The 16,298-nt window shown below is 40.6% G+C and carries 9 protein-coding genes; all 9 read right to left on the bottom strand.

The features are described 5' to 3' along the window. Positions 1-75 precede the first annotated feature (75 nt). Positions 76-846 (bottom strand): GDSL-type esterase/lipase family protein, encoded by a 771-nt coding sequence (locus tag EFY79_RS14235; protein ID WP_123121393.1) that lies wholly within the window; start codon positions 844-846, stop codon positions 76-78. 124 nt (positions 847-970) lie between these two features. Then, on the bottom strand, positions 971-1,885 hold the full coding sequence (locus tag EFY79_RS14230; protein WP_123121392.1) for a glycoside hydrolase family 43 protein: 915 nt from the start codon (positions 1,883-1,885) through the stop codon (positions 971-973). Then, positions 1,885-3,288 carry a glycoside hydrolase family 140 protein gene (locus EFY79_RS14225; RefSeq protein WP_123121391.1) on the bottom strand — a complete coding sequence of 468 codons (1,404 nt, stop codon included), beginning with the start codon at positions 3,286-3,288 and terminating at the stop codon, positions 1,885-1,887. Before EFY79_RS14225 ends, EFY79_RS14230 begins: the two co-directional genes overlap by 1 nt. A gap of 106 nt (positions 3,289-3,394) precedes the next feature. Next, complete coding sequence (locus EFY79_RS14220) at positions 3,395-6,559, bottom strand: DUF6298 domain-containing protein (protein ID WP_233578012.1); 3,165 nt, start codon at positions 6,557-6,559, stop codon at positions 3,395-3,397. 38 nt (positions 6,560-6,597) lie between these two features. Further along, positions 6,598-8,193 carry a pectate lyase family protein gene (locus EFY79_RS14215; protein ID WP_123121508.1) on the bottom strand — a complete coding sequence of 532 codons (1,596 nt, stop codon included), beginning with the start codon at positions 8,191-8,193 and terminating at the stop codon, positions 6,598-6,600. A 134-nt stretch (positions 8,194-8,327) separates the two neighbouring features. After that, positions 8,328-10,004, bottom strand: a complete 1,677-nt coding sequence (locus EFY79_RS14210) for a pectate lyase family protein (protein WP_123121390.1) — start codon at positions 10,002-10,004, stop codon at positions 8,328-8,330. Between the two features lie 131 nt (positions 10,005-10,135). Further along, positions 10,136-11,998 carry a RagB/SusD family nutrient uptake outer membrane protein gene (locus EFY79_RS14205; RefSeq protein WP_123121389.1) on the bottom strand — a complete coding sequence of 621 codons (1,863 nt, stop codon included), beginning with the start codon at positions 11,996-11,998 and terminating at the stop codon, positions 10,136-10,138. A 19-nt stretch (positions 11,999-12,017) separates the two neighbouring features. Beyond that, the gene (locus EFY79_RS14200) at positions 12,018-15,191 is read right to left on the bottom strand and encodes a SusC/RagA family TonB-linked outer membrane protein (protein WP_158605220.1); all 3,174 of its coding nucleotides are present in this window, start codon (positions 15,189-15,191) and stop codon (positions 12,018-12,020) included. A gap of 103 nt (positions 15,192-15,294) precedes the next feature. Further along, positions 15,295-15,975, bottom strand: a complete 681-nt coding sequence (locus tag EFY79_RS14195; protein WP_123121387.1) for a DUF3826 domain-containing protein — start codon at positions 15,973-15,975, stop codon at positions 15,295-15,297. Positions 15,976-16,298: the final 323 nt, after the last annotated feature.

Here is a 16,298-nt window from a genome sequence, read left to right as displayed (position 1 = left end):
ATTACATTTTTTTGTTGAACAAAATGATTCAGCATCACTTTTGAGTCTGTCCTTCAGAACAGGAATTCTGCATATTTATCCTTTTACTGCTTCCATCCATGCATGAGCCATCAGGCGGGCACCTGCCAATGTTGGATGTACACCATCCGCCGTCCAATATGCGCCAGGAGCTAACTTTTGCGCCTTATCATAAATACTTTGATACGGAATAAAAACAGCATCATAACTTGCCGCAATCTCACGGGCAGCTTTGCGATATTCATCAAAAGCAGGATACCATTTTTCATCAACCGATTTCACCCCGATGACTGCATAAGGCTCACCAATAATGAGTTTTACATCAGGAAGAGTTTGTTTCGTTCTGTCCAGTAAAGTTTTATAATCATCACGGTAGGTTTTGATGGTTCCCTTATAACCGTTTACCAGTGTGTGCCAGAAATCATTTACCCCCACCAGTATGCTCAATACATTTGGCTTTAAATTCAGCGTATCATTATCCCAACGATCGGCTAACTGATATACTTTATTACCACTCACTCCCCTGTTATAAATTTTTAAATTTTTACCCGCATAATCGTAAAGCAATCCCGATGCAGCAATCATCGCATACCCGCTTCCCAATGCAGAAGCCTGGTTCGGATTTGTCTTGTCTTTTTTTCTACCAGCGTCGGTGATTGAATCACCCTGGAACAGGATAACGTCATCTTTAGACACAGCAATTTTTTTGCCTCTTTTCTCTTCAGCAAAAGCAGTTGAAACTAACTGTGGAATGGTCAATAATCCAACGCCAGCCAAAGAACTTTTCTTCAAAAAATTGCGGCGGGATGTATTTTCTTTGTTTTGCATCTTAATTTATTTATGAGTAGAAAATTTCAATAACTTATTCGATATTTTTTTACCTGACTGTGGGCGGTGAGGACACCGCCCACGGCGCACTGCCCCGGTTGGTGTCCCCACCAACCGGGAAAATTTATTTATGAGTAGAAAATTTCAGTAACCTTTTTAATACTTTTTTATTTACTTTAAAAATCGTTCCATGCTTATGCCCTTCGGGTACACTTATTTCTTTTGTTATGTTGGTAAACGATTTAAAATCTTTCGTCTTCACCGCACCATATATTTTATCCTTATACTGGTCAAAATAAATTAAATATGCGTCGCCTACTTTTTCAACCGCAGGCCCTTCAGTATATGAAGGCGTAAATGCTTCAGAAGGCTTGCCATATGGGCCTAAGGGACTTTTACCAAAAGCAACTTTTATATTATGATTCGGCCTTGTATTGTCTTTTAATATCAAAACATAGTCTTTCTTTCCCCGCTTTAAAATCTCGCAATCAATCACACTAAAACCCGGATCATAAAAAAGCTTTGTATCGCTGAAGGTCTTAAAATCTTTTGTTGTTGTATAATACATCCTGTGATTATTATCTTCATCTTCTATTCCTTTTGGAAAGCGAAAAGGAATAGTGGAAGCCCAAATGATAATAAATTGTTTTTCTACATCATCATAAAATATTTCAGGCGCCCACACATTTACCGTCGTTGGTTCATTTTTCATTACATCGATCACGCGCTCTTCACTCCAATGAATAAGGTCTTTTGAACTTGCATAACCGAAACCTTTGTTTCCTTTCCACGCACATGTCCACACTATTTGAAAAACTCCATCCGGCCCTTGCACAATGGAAGGATCACGCATTATTTTATCACCAACTACAGGCTTCAAAAAAACAGTATCAAGGTCTTGCCACTTATAACCATCATAGCTGTAAAGAAGCCGCAGACCCGCGTTTGCAGGTTCATGAAAACCCGTGAAAAGGTACACACGATTATTACAAGAAGCAACCGATATTAAAACCAATCCTATAATAAAAAATTTCTTCATTAACTTTTTTCCAGGATGAGCACCCAGTCATTTCCATCTTTTTTTTCACCAGGCGGATTAAATTCACGAATGCCATTGGTTGCAAAAATTCCAATTTTCGTTTCCTTCCCATTTCTCGGATTGTACCAGGAAGCTGTGAATTTTCCAACGGGCATTTCTTTCATATTCACCTTAAAATTCCTTCCGCTATAATCATAAAAAAATGCATAATCTTTTCCTCTTGTCGCGGCGATGTAATCATATTTTTTCCCCTGGTCAGAAACTAGCGCCTGGTCTGGTATCCTATCAAAATAAGGTTTCGACAACATCAGTTTTTTTAACCAAATCATTTGCCCTGCCCCCGGGTCGTTTATGGCATCAAACCAATAATCATTTGCACCATACGCTCCCGTTTTCTCTCCTGCCTTACGAAATTGCATTACGGCATTGTCGCCATAAGTAAAACCGGCAGCGCCAGCAAAAACGCTCCAATATCCATATCGTCTTACATCTTTGGCTTTCCATCTTGGCAATGTAGTATCATGTAAACCGTGCGGAATTCCTTCGTATGATGGTTCTCCATCCAATACAGGCTTCACTGGTTTTTTATTAAAAACAAGATTTACATATTTCCAGTTGTCTTCGCCAAACCTGAATGGCTCGGATGATGAAGTGTCCTGCGCATAAGTTCTGTGTCCAGATTGGAACATATTCATTTTTAACCATTTTTCATTTTGAAACCATATTGAAGAAATCGTACGGCCTCTTGGATGGAAAGTGATGAGATGATTTTTATCAATTGAATCTAATGTTTCGCCAATCGTATTCCAAACATTGATTGAATCACTGCCGGGAATATCACCGCCATTGATCCAAATAATATTCGGCTTATTCTTATAACGGTTGGCAAGCCACGTTGCATAAATTTTTGCCTGTTGCTGATCAACCAAACCGGCTTTCACATTGCCGCCCCATACCGGCACGAGACCAATGTAAATCCCTTTTTCTGCTGCTTTGTCAATTATATAATCCACATGATCCCAAAAATCATATTCCCTTTTATTGGAAAATTTATTTCCAGGGGTCGTCTTCGGAGTTGCCACATTTTTATTTATCAAAGCACTGTCACCATACACATTAACTTCGCCGGGAGAATGCACTACCATTACTTGAATTACATTGAAGCCTTTCTTCCTGCGGTCTTCCAGATATTTATCGGCTTCTTCACGATTCAATTTTAAAAACATCAGCCAGCCAGTATCACCGAGCCAAAAAAAAGGCTTTCCATTTTTTTCCATTAAATAATGTCCGTTCGGAGAAGCGATTATTTTTGAAAATTTTTTCGTTTGTGCTATACCGTTAGTAGACAACAATGCACCAAAAAAGGTGATCAAAAGAATTTTATATGCTATTTTATAAACCATTTTAATTTAAAAAAAATTGCTCAATTATTACGATTCAACGGATTAATACATTCGCGGTAAAATATCCTAATCAGTAAACGAATGAATATTTCAAATTCCTGTTTTGCTATTTATGCAACCACAAGATTACCTCGCTATCAACAGGACATTTTAAATCAATAATTTTTCCGCCCCTAACATTCTGCTCTTTCTTTTCTTTCCCTGTTTTAGGATCTATCCAGGAAGCGTTGAAGCGTCCCGAAGATTTTGAAAGATCAACTTTAACTGATCCTTTTCCATAAACAATATATCCATCTTTTTTTGCTAAAATATATTCGCCGGCATTTAATGAATTAAAAACAGGCAGCATAGATGAAGCATCTTCCAAAAATTTTGCATCATAAATCCTTGGAATGGCTGCCAGCGAACCACCGGCCATAAAAGCCGCCCATCCAAAACGATCGTATCCATCAGCGGAATACATAACAGCTTTTCCCGGGTATTTTTGACGGTATTCAAGAACTGCTCTATACACCTGTTCAAATGAACTTGCTTTAGGTTTTAATAATCTTGCCCATTGACGGGGAGCAAGACTTGCCCCACCTTTAGGTGCATATAAGCTACCATTTGCCTGGTAGTGCCATTGCCGGATATCAATAATATCCACAACAGGAGCACGTTCCGGGTCTGCAAGGATAGAATCCTGTACATCTTTCGTTGTACTCAAACCGATAATTTCTTTTTTACTATTTTCTTTTTCCCACTGCTCAATCACATCCAGCCAAAAGGCAACGAAATGCCTTGGGCCGGTAAATTCGGCGGCTGTAAATTGAATTACGCCATTGTTGTCCTTAAAATTATTAAGGCATTGCCGGATGTAAGCCTCATGCAAAGGCCTTCGTGCCGGATTAGTTTCATCGTAAAATTGTTGAGCGAGGAAAATACGTTTGTCGCCTGCGTAAGGTGGAGGTTCAGGAAAGCCGGTATTATTAATATTGTTTACGGGTCGCCACGTAAAATTTGCATAATGAGCGCCTGCCTCAATGATGTTATGCTGAAAATAATTTTGATGAATAAGAACAAGCCCTTTCTGATCTGCAAGATTTGCAAATTGTTTTAGACGGCTCCAATACCAGGGATTGTATTTTGTAAGATCATATTTGCTAAGGCCGTCCCAGGCTGTGTCTTTGCCGCTTCTGGCAAATGGCATTTCATAAAAAGGCGGCCATACCTCCCCGTTCATCCGTCTTACTCTTTCATGGTCATCGAGACGGCGATCGTACCAGAGAGGAGAATTCTGTTCAACTGCGACAATATGATTCTTTTCCATATTATCCGTTTCTTCGTCAAGTTCATCTGTCAAACCTTTTCCAATGCGGCCTGGAACAAAACGGGTAATTGCCGGCTTCATTTTTGGTAAATCTTTTGGCTGTACGCTTCCATTCCACCAGGGCACGTCAAGCCGGCCACCGGTAACGACACGATTGCCACGCACCAGCCATCCATTTTCAATATGCAAAGTTGGCGCATTTGCAATAACCGGCATTTTCTCTACTCCAACTTCATCAATCTTTTTCGCGCCTGCAGCATCAACAGGAATAGGATTTCTTTTATCAGACTCGTCAATCCAATCGGATAATAATGGTGCGGGATTCGCCGCTTCAGCAGTTAATTGCGCAGCTACCGCAACAGTAGGACTGCTGGAGGCTTCTGAGGTTATTGGTAAAAGAAAAGAAGCATGGGATACATCTTTTCCCAATCTTTCCTGCAACTGCGCATAAAATAGGCTCCTTGGATTCACATGTTCATTTGAACTTTCCCAATATCCATCGCCATTAAATTGCGACCAGGAACCGTAAGAATAATTGTTTGCAGTTGGCGGTTTGTAACAATCAATAAGCGCCGCACTGCATTGCCAGAAAACTGAATTGGCTGCTGTCCATCCTGCCCCCTGACCATCCTGCCCACGATTATCAAAACGCAATGCTTGTCCGTCAATATTTACAATATCAAATAAGACACCCGAAGCCCAGCTCTGAATCGTTCCGCTAAAGCTATAGGGCTGCCTCGACTCGCATTGAACGAATGCATTCGGACCAGGCACACAAAAGCCGACCGCAAAATCGTGATAACCTCTTTCTGCGTAGCAGCGCTGAATGAGCGTTTGCTGACCAGCGGTTAAAAAAGTGTACCTGCGTTGTCCGCCAATTTCTGATATTGGCGAAAGAGATTTACAATCTTCGACAGTTATTCGTTTTGCAGTTGCCAGTATATCAACAGCGCTTCCTGCAAAATGTTTAAACACTACCTGGCGAACCCATGCATCCATAACGTTTTCCATCGTTATCGCCATCCAACGATGTGCTTCATCTTTTGGGTTAGTTTCATCATATGTCGATTGGCAGGTTAAATTTTCAATGCCAACATTGGTGATCCTTCCGGGCCAATTATATGCTGCAACTGTTCCACCACCATAAGTTGTATCAAGTGCTGTCGTAATGGAAGCATCAATCGTGATCGTGTTTCCATTTACAGCAACAACTTTTCTATCCCAATAAATATCGCGTTCACCGGGCTTCCAACCCAGGGCGGATATGCCGCCTCCAAAAGTTTCAGTTCCCAAAAGAGATATCCAGTTTTTTGTTGAAGGCCGGTGAATGGTTATAAAATCACCTGTTTTAAATGATGCATTTTGAACATGAAACTTATTTGCATTAACCGGCACGTACACATCGGTGATTTTAATTTCGGTACCCGTGGTTTTATCATTCTTTCCATTAATTCTGATTAATGTTTCGCGGCCTAAACCCGTTCCCAAAAGAACAGTTCCATCATTCATTCCGCTTCCCCTTAACACAATTCCTGATGCTTCTATTTTCAATTGCCCTGAAATATTGTAGGTGCCTTTTTGCAATAAAACAGTTCCCCTGAAACCATTTTTATCTAAGGGCAAGTTGGCTACATAATCAATAGCTGACTGAATGCGTAAGGTTGCGTCTCCAGTCGTGAGTGGTACTACAATTTTTACCGGAACATCAGGAATGGATTGTTCCGATGCCTTGTATCCACAGTAAGAAAAGTTCGGAATGCGGTTTCCGAGAGAATCAGGATTATAAATAAGATGTCCGTTTTTGGCAACTGTTAATGGAGGTAACGGTTCTGTATTTTTGGCTTGCGCAAAAACATTACCGGAACCCGTCAAAAAAATAAACAGCCATACTAAACAATAGTATGGCTGGCGTAAAATAATAATCGATGCTTTATGCTGCTTTACTGCATTTTGTGTGTTCATTAATCGTGAGCTTCAATCTTGCGTTTTAAAATTAAATTCTATTTTTTTACAGAAGGCCTTACATCGTTGATATTAACAATACTATTGAGGTATTCTTCAATATTCGTGTAGCCGTCCTTCCGATATGCCGATGCATCGGCTGCATCTTTTGGATTAAGCTTATGTTTTAATTCATATTCATCCGGCATACCATCGTTATCAGAATCTTTATAAGGAGTGCCTTTGTATTCCGGGTAGCCACCCACCTGGCTTATATCACTGATAATGCCTTTTTTGTAAGAATCAGCTGGCAAACGCCGCTTAATAAAAGGGCTTTTGGCAGCAGGTTCGGCATTGGGGCTGGTTGTGATTGTAGCAGTTCTTACATCTTCAATTACTCTTTTATCTACCGCATCTCTTTTTGGAAGAAAAGCACCCACATGTTCCAACACATATTGGTAAGCATCCTGTGCATTCATCACTGATAATTTTGCAATAGCAAAAGGTTCATCCGTTCTGATTGCAGCAGTATATTTTCCGGCATTTGGGAGGTCTTCAATTTGTACGCCACCATCCCAGTTATCGCTGGTAACTTTTTCATTTCCGTCCATAATATTTCCTACCACATAAGCTCTTCCAAACATGGCCGTATCCTTACGTGAACGGCCCGATTCCGGTTTTAGAATACGATGGCTTATCGGCTTGTCTTTTGGTGTTATCGGGCCAGGCTTGAAATAATTATTTATAAAATTAAAATGCGAATTATTGTCACCTCCGTCGACGGAGCGGTTCCACCAGTTAAAGACGACATTATTTACAAAACCGAAATCACCATACATACCCACGGAAGGATTGCGTGCCACATTATTGGCCCAAAGATTCCTCATAAATGTACTATTCAACCCGCCAATGGTGCTTCCAAATGCGTGATTATAAGTGTCAAGCCCTTCGGAAAAAATACTGTTTTGAATGGTAACGTTTACTGTTGGCAATTTCACATCTTTACCAGTACGATCATATACGTGCCTGTAAATAGACATATTTTCATCTAACCCCCAACTGGCAGAAACATGATCAATCATAATATTTCCAACAGGATTTCCACCCAATGCATCATCTCTCCGTGTAACTTCTGTAGCGCCACGGCGAAAACGCATGAAGCGAATAACCACATCATGAGTGTCTATCCAAACCGACTCACCTGCAATGCAAACGCCATCACCCGGCGCGGATTGACCTTCAATAGTTATATAAGGCGCGCGAATACTCACTGGTTCTTTTAAATGAATAATTCCGGATACATTAAATACAATTATTCTCGCACCGCCCTGCTCGCAGGCATTTCTGAAAGTTCCAGGGCCGCTGTCTTCCAGGCTTGTAACGATAATTACTTTTCCACCACGGCCACCAAACGAAAATGCACCACCACCTTCGGCTCCCGGAAACGCGGGAATATTTGCCTGTGGTAAATCCCATGGTTTTGAAGCCCACGGTACATAAGGCTTTCCTTCTTTTTCCTCTTTCTTTATGATTGGAAGTGCATTTTGCCAGGCGATATCTGATTTGTGCTTTGCGGCTTCCAAAACGGAATCGGCTTTGGCCTGAACCGCTGCGGGTATTACAGGATATTGCGCAAAGGCAAAACCTGGCAACATTGCGAAAGCAATTAATAAAATACCAAAACTTAAATATAAAGATTTCATTCGCTTATTTTAACTTTTGTCGATGTTGTTCTTTTTAAAAATTCTCTTAAAAACGTTTAAAAAAACATTGTCAATAAAGCAGACATTTAAGATTTTATTCCTTGTGCGGGCCTGACGGTATTGATAGGCACTGCGCTGTTTAAATAGACTTCAATATTGGTATACCCTCCTCCATTTTTGGCGGGCTTTGCCGCATCGGAAGCATCATTGGCGTTTAAGCCGTGGCTTTTTTCATAACTGTCGGGGATGCCATCATTGTCGGCATCTGCGTAAGGTGTTCCTTTATAATCAGGATATCCACCTACCTGGTTGATGTTAGTTATAATTCCCATTTTATAAGATTCTTTAGGCAACTTCCTCACTTTGAACTGAAAATCTGTGTCTGTAACCATCGGTCTGTATGAAATTTTACCTGTGCGTACCTGTTCGATAACACGCTTGTCTACAGGATCACGTACCGGAAGTGTTGCCCCAACATTTTTTAATACATAATTGTAAGCATCTTTCGCAGATAAAATGGTTACAGGCGCATGAGGAAAAGGCTTATCCACTTTCATATAGGCGAAGTATTTTTTTGCTGAATCCAATGTCATCTCATCACCTTTCCTGTTTTCTATTTGCACGCCACCATCCCAATTATCTTTGGTGACTCTTTCATTTTTATTCATAATGTTGCCATGTACGTAAGCCCTCCCAAAAACAACATAAGGCAATTTACTACGGCCGGATTCTGGCTTAAGTATTCTGTGACCAACGGATGTATTTAAGTCTGTTACGGGCCCGGGTTTGTAATAATTATTTATCATATTGTACAAAGCAGTATAATCGCCTCCGTCAGTTGAGCGGTGATGCCAGTTAAAGACAATATTATTTACAAAATTGAAAATGCCATTCCAGCCGATAGATGGATTCCGCGCTGTATTGTCCGCCCAAAGATTGCGCACCAACATACAGTTTTCACCGCCCATAGTGCTGCCAAAAGCATGGTTCCAGGTATCAAGCGCTTCTGCTGATATGCAGTTCTGAATAGTCACGTTCACAGTGCCATGCTTTTCGTCTTTGGAACCGTCTTCAGGATTGAACATGTGCCGATAGATTGACATATTTTCATCAAGGCCCCAACTTGCGGAACAATGATCAATAATTATATTACCAACAGGATTGCCGCCAAGCGCATCATCACGACGCGCTACATTCGTTTCTCCGCGGCGAAAACGCATAAATCTTATCACAACATCATGAGTATTGATCCAAAAAGATTCGCCCGCAACGCAGACGCCATCGCCTGGCGCTGTTTGACCCTCAATAGAAACATAAGGCGCTCTGACGATTATTGGAGTTTTGATGCGAATAATACCGGCTACATTGAATACGATTATCCGTGCGCCACCCTGCTCGCAGGCCCAGCGCAAAGTTCCCGGACCACTATCTGCAAGACTCGTAACTACCAGCACCTTCCCGCCACGTCCTCCAAAACTATATTTTCCGCCGCCTTCTGCACCTGGAAAAGCAGGAATTGATGCTTGAGGAAGATCGGTTGGCCGCGCTGCCCAGGGAATGTATGGTTTTCCATTTCTTGCATCCCGCTGAACGATAGGATATGCTACCGCCCATGCAGAATCTGATTTGCGATATGCCTCTTTCATCATCGCAGCAGCAGCCTCTTGTTGTTCTTTGGATTCATGAGGATACTGGGCAAAAGCATTTTGCACAAAGCCACATATTACAATCAATAACAGGAACCGGATTGATTTTTTTTTCATCTATATCGATATTTTTTAGTTATAAAATTTACAAAGCAGAGGGACTCGCTTTCGAACTAATTCAATTTCTCTTACTCAGTAAAGCAACAAATAATTTGTTTTTTAATTTTCTCAAGTCACAATTCACCATCTTATTGCAACGGATCAAAAGAGCCACCCCAATTATTGTTTTGATTTAGATTAGGATCATTATTAATTGCTGCCTGTGGAATCGGGAAAAAATAATAAGTTGGCAAAAAGTTGATAGGATTTGCGTCCAGCTTTGTAGTGGGGTTACTATCATCATGATTATCATTTGTGATTGTCGTAAAATACTTAGCAGTCATACTGTCCAAATTTTGCACATCCCTGTAATTTGAGCTTGTAGGATCTTTCAGACTTGCAGCTGAAGGAATATCATCACCGGATTTAAGGGCAATCCTAATTCTGTTTCTATACCATCCGTTTAAATCCGACATCCTTTTCCAGCGATATAAATCCCAAAATCTTTTTCCTTCAAACGCAAATTCAATTTGCCTTTCTTTTAAAATTGCATCGAATAATTCCTCACGGCTCATTCCCGGTTTCAAACCGTATAAGCCATCTGTGCCTGCTTCAATACCAGCTCGTTGCCTGACGGCGATGATACCTGAATATCCTTCGTCTGATTCTGAAGTTTTACCTACTCCAATGGCACTTTCAGCTAAATTCAACAATACCTCCGCATAGCGGATTTCCATCCAGTCTGTGCCGCTATATTGAGGATCTCCAAAAGTAAATGATCCTTCAGAAACGGCTTTCCTGCAATAAAATCCGGTATTGGAAGCTTTGGGCTCTGTTGATTTGGACGAGGTTTCATAATAAGTCCAAAGCTTGAAATTCGTATTACCGTCCAGGGGCCATGTACAACCATTATAAGCAATGGTTGCATAAAATCTCGGATCTCTGTCTTTGTAATACAACGAGTCATAATAAGGATACATCCCGGTTGCATCACCGGGCATTTTGCCATCTTTCATCGGGTAAGCTTCTACCATTTCCCACGTTGGAAGATTGGAACCACTTCCAAAAAGATAAGAAGGCCTGCATGATTTATCCCATCCATTATTTTTCTTTTCCTGGTCGCCGGAAGCTGTGTTGTAGCTTGTAACCATTACCGCTTCAGGGTTATTAACTTCCTTGAACCACATGTTTTTGTAACTACTATTAAGACCAAATCCATTTGCATCAAGAATTTGTTTTGCAATTGAGTTCGCATCGTATGCGGCCTGCCACCTGGCCTGATCATCATTTGGGTTGAACATCGGGCTTGCATAATATAACAATACACGTCCTTTAAATGCTGCAGCGGCGCCACTGGTTATTTTGCCCCAATCGGAATTGGAAGGCCATTTTCCGGGAAGGTTCGCGATAGCAAAATCAAGATCGTTTCCAATTTGAGCAAAGCATTCTGAGGTTTTATTTCTTGGAAGTAATGCAGCTTCACGGGCTGCATCCCCTACTCCATTAAGCGGCTCAAGCACCAATGGCACACCGCCATAAATCCTTACCATATCCCAATAACGAAAAGCACGAAAAAATTTTGCCTGCGCTATGAATTTTGTCTTGGTATAATCCGGCAACGAACTGTTTTCAACTGATTGAATGAAAGTATTCAACTGCCTGATTTTGCCCCAATTAGTTTTTGGTTGGGTATTATTGGTATTTAAAGAAGTTCCATAATCTTGCGGCTCATCACTTCCATAGCTCATCGTTCCTTCCATAAATTTATTGCCTGTAGATTGCCCTTCTTCAGAAAGCTGGCTTTGGACACCACTTAAGACGCTGTTGGTATTTTGGCCGCCCCATAGTGGCAAATTATTGTCATAAATATTATCCATGTTCAATTGCACCAGCGTTGAATCAGAGAAAAGGAGATCAGGCGATAATTTCGACAGATCCGTCTTATCAATTACTTTCTGGCAGGAGCCACACATTAAAAGCAGCGCTATTCCTATTATATTTATTCTTTTCATTTTAAAAAATTTTAAAGCATTACAGGTTTACATTTAATCCCAGGCTAAATGATCTTAACTGAGGAAAAGCATCATAAGATCCGTTTGCATTATCCTTATAGCTGTAAGGATTGTATAAATTAAGCGGGTTAATGCCCACCAGGTAAATCCTTGCATTATTCAATCTTAATTTATTTAAAACATTTTCGGGAAGAGTATATGACAGGTTAAAACTGGTTATTCTCCATGTAAAAGAGCTCCTCCACCAAAAATCTGTTGACAAATCATAGGTATCTGTGAAATAGGGTGAAGGATACGCAGCGTTTGTATTTTCCGGTGTCCAGTGATCGGCCCAAAATGCCGGACGATTTGAGTATGGTTTCCCAATTTTTCTTGCTGCACTTTCAACGGAACCAATTCCGCCCCAACTTAATCCGGAAACAACATTCAGGCTTAAATTTTTATAAGAAATTCCCCAGTTAAATCCTAAGCCATAGTGATTATCCTGCTTTGCCTTTAGATATTCCTGGTCATCAGACGTAATGATTCCATCAGGAGGGCCGTATTGATTAGTATTTGGATCTTTTGGTCCACGTATGTCTTCGAAATATAACATACCGGGTTGAGGAGCCTTACCAAATAAAGTGTAGCCGGGATTCTTGGCTAGCAAGGCATCTACATCAGCCTGTGTATGTAAAATACCTAAACTGTGATATCCAAGATATCCCATATCGCTTGACTTGCCGGTGGGGTCAAGATAAGTACCGATATCTCCTTTTGCAACATCCGTAACGAGTATTTTATTGTCGTTCCAGTCAAAATTCAACGTCATATTGTATCCCCAATCTTTACTGATCCTGTCTCTCCAGTTTGCAGAAATCTCGTAGCCAAAAGTGTTGGCCTTACCAAAATTTTCAGAAGGAACAGCAGTTCCTATTAATATGGAAGGTGCTGAAGTTAAATTTGACAACATATCGTATCGGCGATCCAGGTACCCATCTGCACTTACGGAAAGCCTGCTGTTTAAAAATTTTGCATCGATACCTATATTGTATTTATCAACGTTATCCCAATGTACATCCCGGTTCGCCATTTCCAGATTTGTAACTACAGCCAATCCTCTGTCACCATCGCCACCAAAGACTGCGGCCTTACCTGTTTGAATTTGATAGCTTCTTAACCATTGATACGGTTTAGTGGCATCAAGACCAAGAAATCCGACAGAACCTCTTAGCTTAAGGAAATTAATTGTATTTGATATCCTGGTGAAAAACTTTTCTTCTGATATAATCCATCCTGCTGAAGCGGAAGGAAAATAGCCCCACCTGTTTTCAGGAGCGAAGTTTATGCTTGCATCAGCGCGAAACTGAAGCTCCAATAAATACTTTCCGGCATAATTATAATCAAGACGGCCAATATATGCGAGCCGGCCAGCCTCCGAAATTGTTTCATTTGAAGATTGGTTGCCTGTACCAAAGTTCTGGTTGTCCAGTCCGCCAACAACAATGCCGTCAATCATGCCAGCAACGCCATCGCTACTCGATTCTGCCTGTTCGTAGCCAAATAATGCATTCACCTGGTGCTTTCCAAATGTTTTATCATATCGAAGAGTCGCATTTAATTGGTAAGTTTCGTCAATGGTTGGATTAATACGGACCCTGTCGCCGTTGCTAAAAGTGCGGGTTCTGATTACGTTGGTGTCTAAAATATGATCATGTTCGCCGATTGTACCAAACTGGTATACGTCGTATTTGGTTCCATATTGTTTTCCAAATGAATTACTGATGTTTTTATTAAAATTGACTGCTGCAGTTAATCCTTTAATGAAAGGTACTTCATAGGAAAGCTGGCCCTGAAAATTAACACCCGAATTCCTGGAGCGTGTATAATTATTAAGATCGTGAATGGCAAAATAATTATAAGTATTTATATTCGAACTAGTGCCGGCATCCGGGATAAGAATCGGTAATCCGTTTATATAAGGAGGATAAAATGGTGATTCACCAACAAGCGTTTTCCAGTCGTTATCAAGGCTTTCACCTCCTTGCTTGTTGAAGGTATTTTTCTTGTCAGAAAGATCTGCGGACAACGATAATCCAAGTTTTAAACCTGCTGCAAGTTTGATATCGGAACTTGCCCGTACTGAATAGCGCTTATAACCTAAGCCTTTAAAATTGCTGTTTTGTGTATTATAACTGAAGCCAGCAAAATAGGTAGCCCTTTCGGATCCTCCGGATATATTCAGCGTGTGCCGCATTTCAAATGACTTTTGCCATGCCATTTCCAACCAGTTATAATCATGAGTTTTAAAATATTCAAGTTCATCAGGTGTATAATAAGAAGAAGAATTATGAGTGGACGCAGTGTCCCAATTATTTCTTCCTGCAGTATAATCGTTGAGATAAACTGCTTCCTGGTAGCCACTCATCATTTTGGGCATAAAAGGTGCATCTGCGGTGCCGAAAGAAGCATTATAATTTATAGAAGGCGTCCCTGGTCTTCCGTGTTTCGTTCTTACCACAATTACGCCATTAGAACCCAAAATCCCATAAATGGCAGCGGCAGCATCTTTTAATACGGAAATGTTTTCTATTTCAGATGCGTCAAGAAGATCAAAATCTTCTTTGGTTCTCACGATATCATCTATAACATACAGCGGCTCTTTTGAACCCCCGTCTTTTGAAAAATAGATCGGGTTGCGAATGGTGATATTGGCGGGTTCACCGGGTCGTGAAAATCCTCCCGCTACGCCTACGCCAACAATCTGGCCCTTTAAGGCCTCTGATAAATTACCTACCGGAAGGTCCAATATTTCTTTCATATCCACCGTACCTACCGAACCAGTGAGATGCGCTCTTTTCTGGGTACCGTATCCTACAACCACCACATCTTCCAATCCCTTGGCGTCTTTATCCAGAGAAATTGAAAAAGTGGTTTTATCACCCACCGGTATTTCCTGGTATTGGTATCCTACAGACGACACCTTCAATACCGCCTTATCCGAAGGAACCACAAGTGAAAACTCTCCCCTGCTATTGGTAAATGTGCCGCCAACCGCCTGGCCTTTTATCCCGATAGTGACACCCTGAAGCGGTTCCTGTGTGTCGGCGCTTTTGATAACTCCCTTAATCGTTTTCGATTGTGCAAATGAGGTTAAGCAGCCTAACGCACCTATTAACAGGATCAGTGCGCTTTTAGTGAAATGTCGATTCATCTTTAAATCTTTAAGTTTATAAAAAATTAAACCAGCAATTTGTAGGGACTTTAACCCATCCGTATTTAAAAAATCTTGTGTATTAATTGTATTCTTTGATAGTCTATTTCTCCACAGCGGATTTTGCTGAATCTCTTCTTTTCTGCCACTCCTCACCTTCTTTCTTAAGATCATACCCTTGTGCCGAGAGATAATTATTAATCCTTCCTTTGTATTTTCCAAACCACCAATGTTTCTTTTCTGAACTGCCGGCATCAATAGCATGTTCGCGAGCTTCCTTAAGCCAAGCGAATATTTGTGCTTTTTGCGTAGTCGTAAGATTGGGTATCATTTCCTGGTATCCCTTGTAAGTGACCGGCAATATATTATATGTCATCCCATCTTTTACTTTATCTACCTGTTGCGGTGTTAGTTCTTTCGACAAGGCTGAAATATAGGCTTTGTGGGAAGAATCAATTTGCGCATCTTCTTCTTTTTGGTAAGAAGCTATTTGCGCTTTCAACGCTGCCTTATCAGTGGTATTTTTAGCCTTCGCTGCTTTCACTTTTGCTTCTTCCTCATTTTGCCAATCATTTAGCTGATGATATCTTAACGCAATAATATCTTTTACTCTTTCCGCTTTGCCGGCATCTTTAATACCAAGAGGAGCAACAATTTTCCGGGCTCGCTGATCAATTACCTTTATATAAGCCTGCTCCTTATCTGGTTGCTCTGTATTACTTTGAGCCGTTGCTGAAGCGAAAAAAGCTACACAAGCCAACAGGCAGAAATACTTTTTATTCATAATCCGTCTTTTAAATAGAAGAACACGATTTCGCATTATTTGTTTGTTTACTATGATTTTTGGCCTCACCCCAACCCCGCTCCGAAGGAAAGGGGTGCGCTCTGTTTATATTCGTTATTTCTTGTTCTCTGTTTCTTATTCCTAATTACTTTTTTTATTCTTCTTCAATGCATTCATATCTCTTACATTATACTTTCTTTAAAAAAGTATTTCAGGGGTAAAACTATTAACCGGATTAGTACATTACATTATTATCAACCATCGTTAATTGAGAAGAAAGCCACACTTTTTCTCAGCAAAAGTTAAATTCATTCATACCAGCT

Source organism: Hanamia caeni, from assembly GCF_003721595.1.
GTDB lineage: Bacteria > Bacteroidota > Bacteroidia > Chitinophagales > Chitinophagaceae > Ginsengibacter > Ginsengibacter caeni.
This window is presented reverse-complemented; position numbering and strand designations above follow the sequence as displayed.

Coding starts and splice junctions, on each gene's coding strand:
- EFY79_RS14235 (WP_123121393.1), bottom strand. CDS start 846: ATGCAAAACAAAGAAAATACATCCCGCCGCAATTTTTTGAAGAAAAGT.
- EFY79_RS14230 (WP_123121392.1), bottom strand. CDS start 1,885: ATGAAGAAATTTTTTATTATAGGATTGGTTTTAATATCGGTTGCTTCT.
- EFY79_RS14225 (WP_123121391.1), bottom strand. CDS start 3,288: ATGGTTTATAAAATAGCATATAAAATTCTTTTGATCACCTTTTTTGGT.
- EFY79_RS14220 (WP_233578012.1), bottom strand. CDS start 6,559: ATGAACACACAAAATGCAGTAAAGCAGCATAAAGCATCGATTATTATT.
- EFY79_RS14215 (WP_123121508.1), bottom strand. CDS start 8,193: ATGTTGCCAGGTTTTGCCTTTGCGCAATATCCTGTAATACCCGCAGCG.
- EFY79_RS14210 (WP_123121390.1), bottom strand. CDS start 10,004: ATGAAAAAAAAATCAATCCGGTTCCTGTTATTGATTGTAATATGTGGC.
- EFY79_RS14205 (WP_123121389.1), bottom strand. CDS start 11,998: ATGAAAAGAATAAATATAATAGGAATAGCGCTGCTTTTAATGTGTGGC.
- EFY79_RS14200 (WP_158605220.1), bottom strand. CDS start 15,191: ATGAATCGACATTTCACTAAAAGCGCACTGATCCTGTTAATAGGTGCG.
- EFY79_RS14195 (WP_123121387.1), bottom strand. CDS start 15,975: ATGAATAAAAAGTATTTCTGCCTGTTGGCTTGTGTAGCTTTTTTCGCT.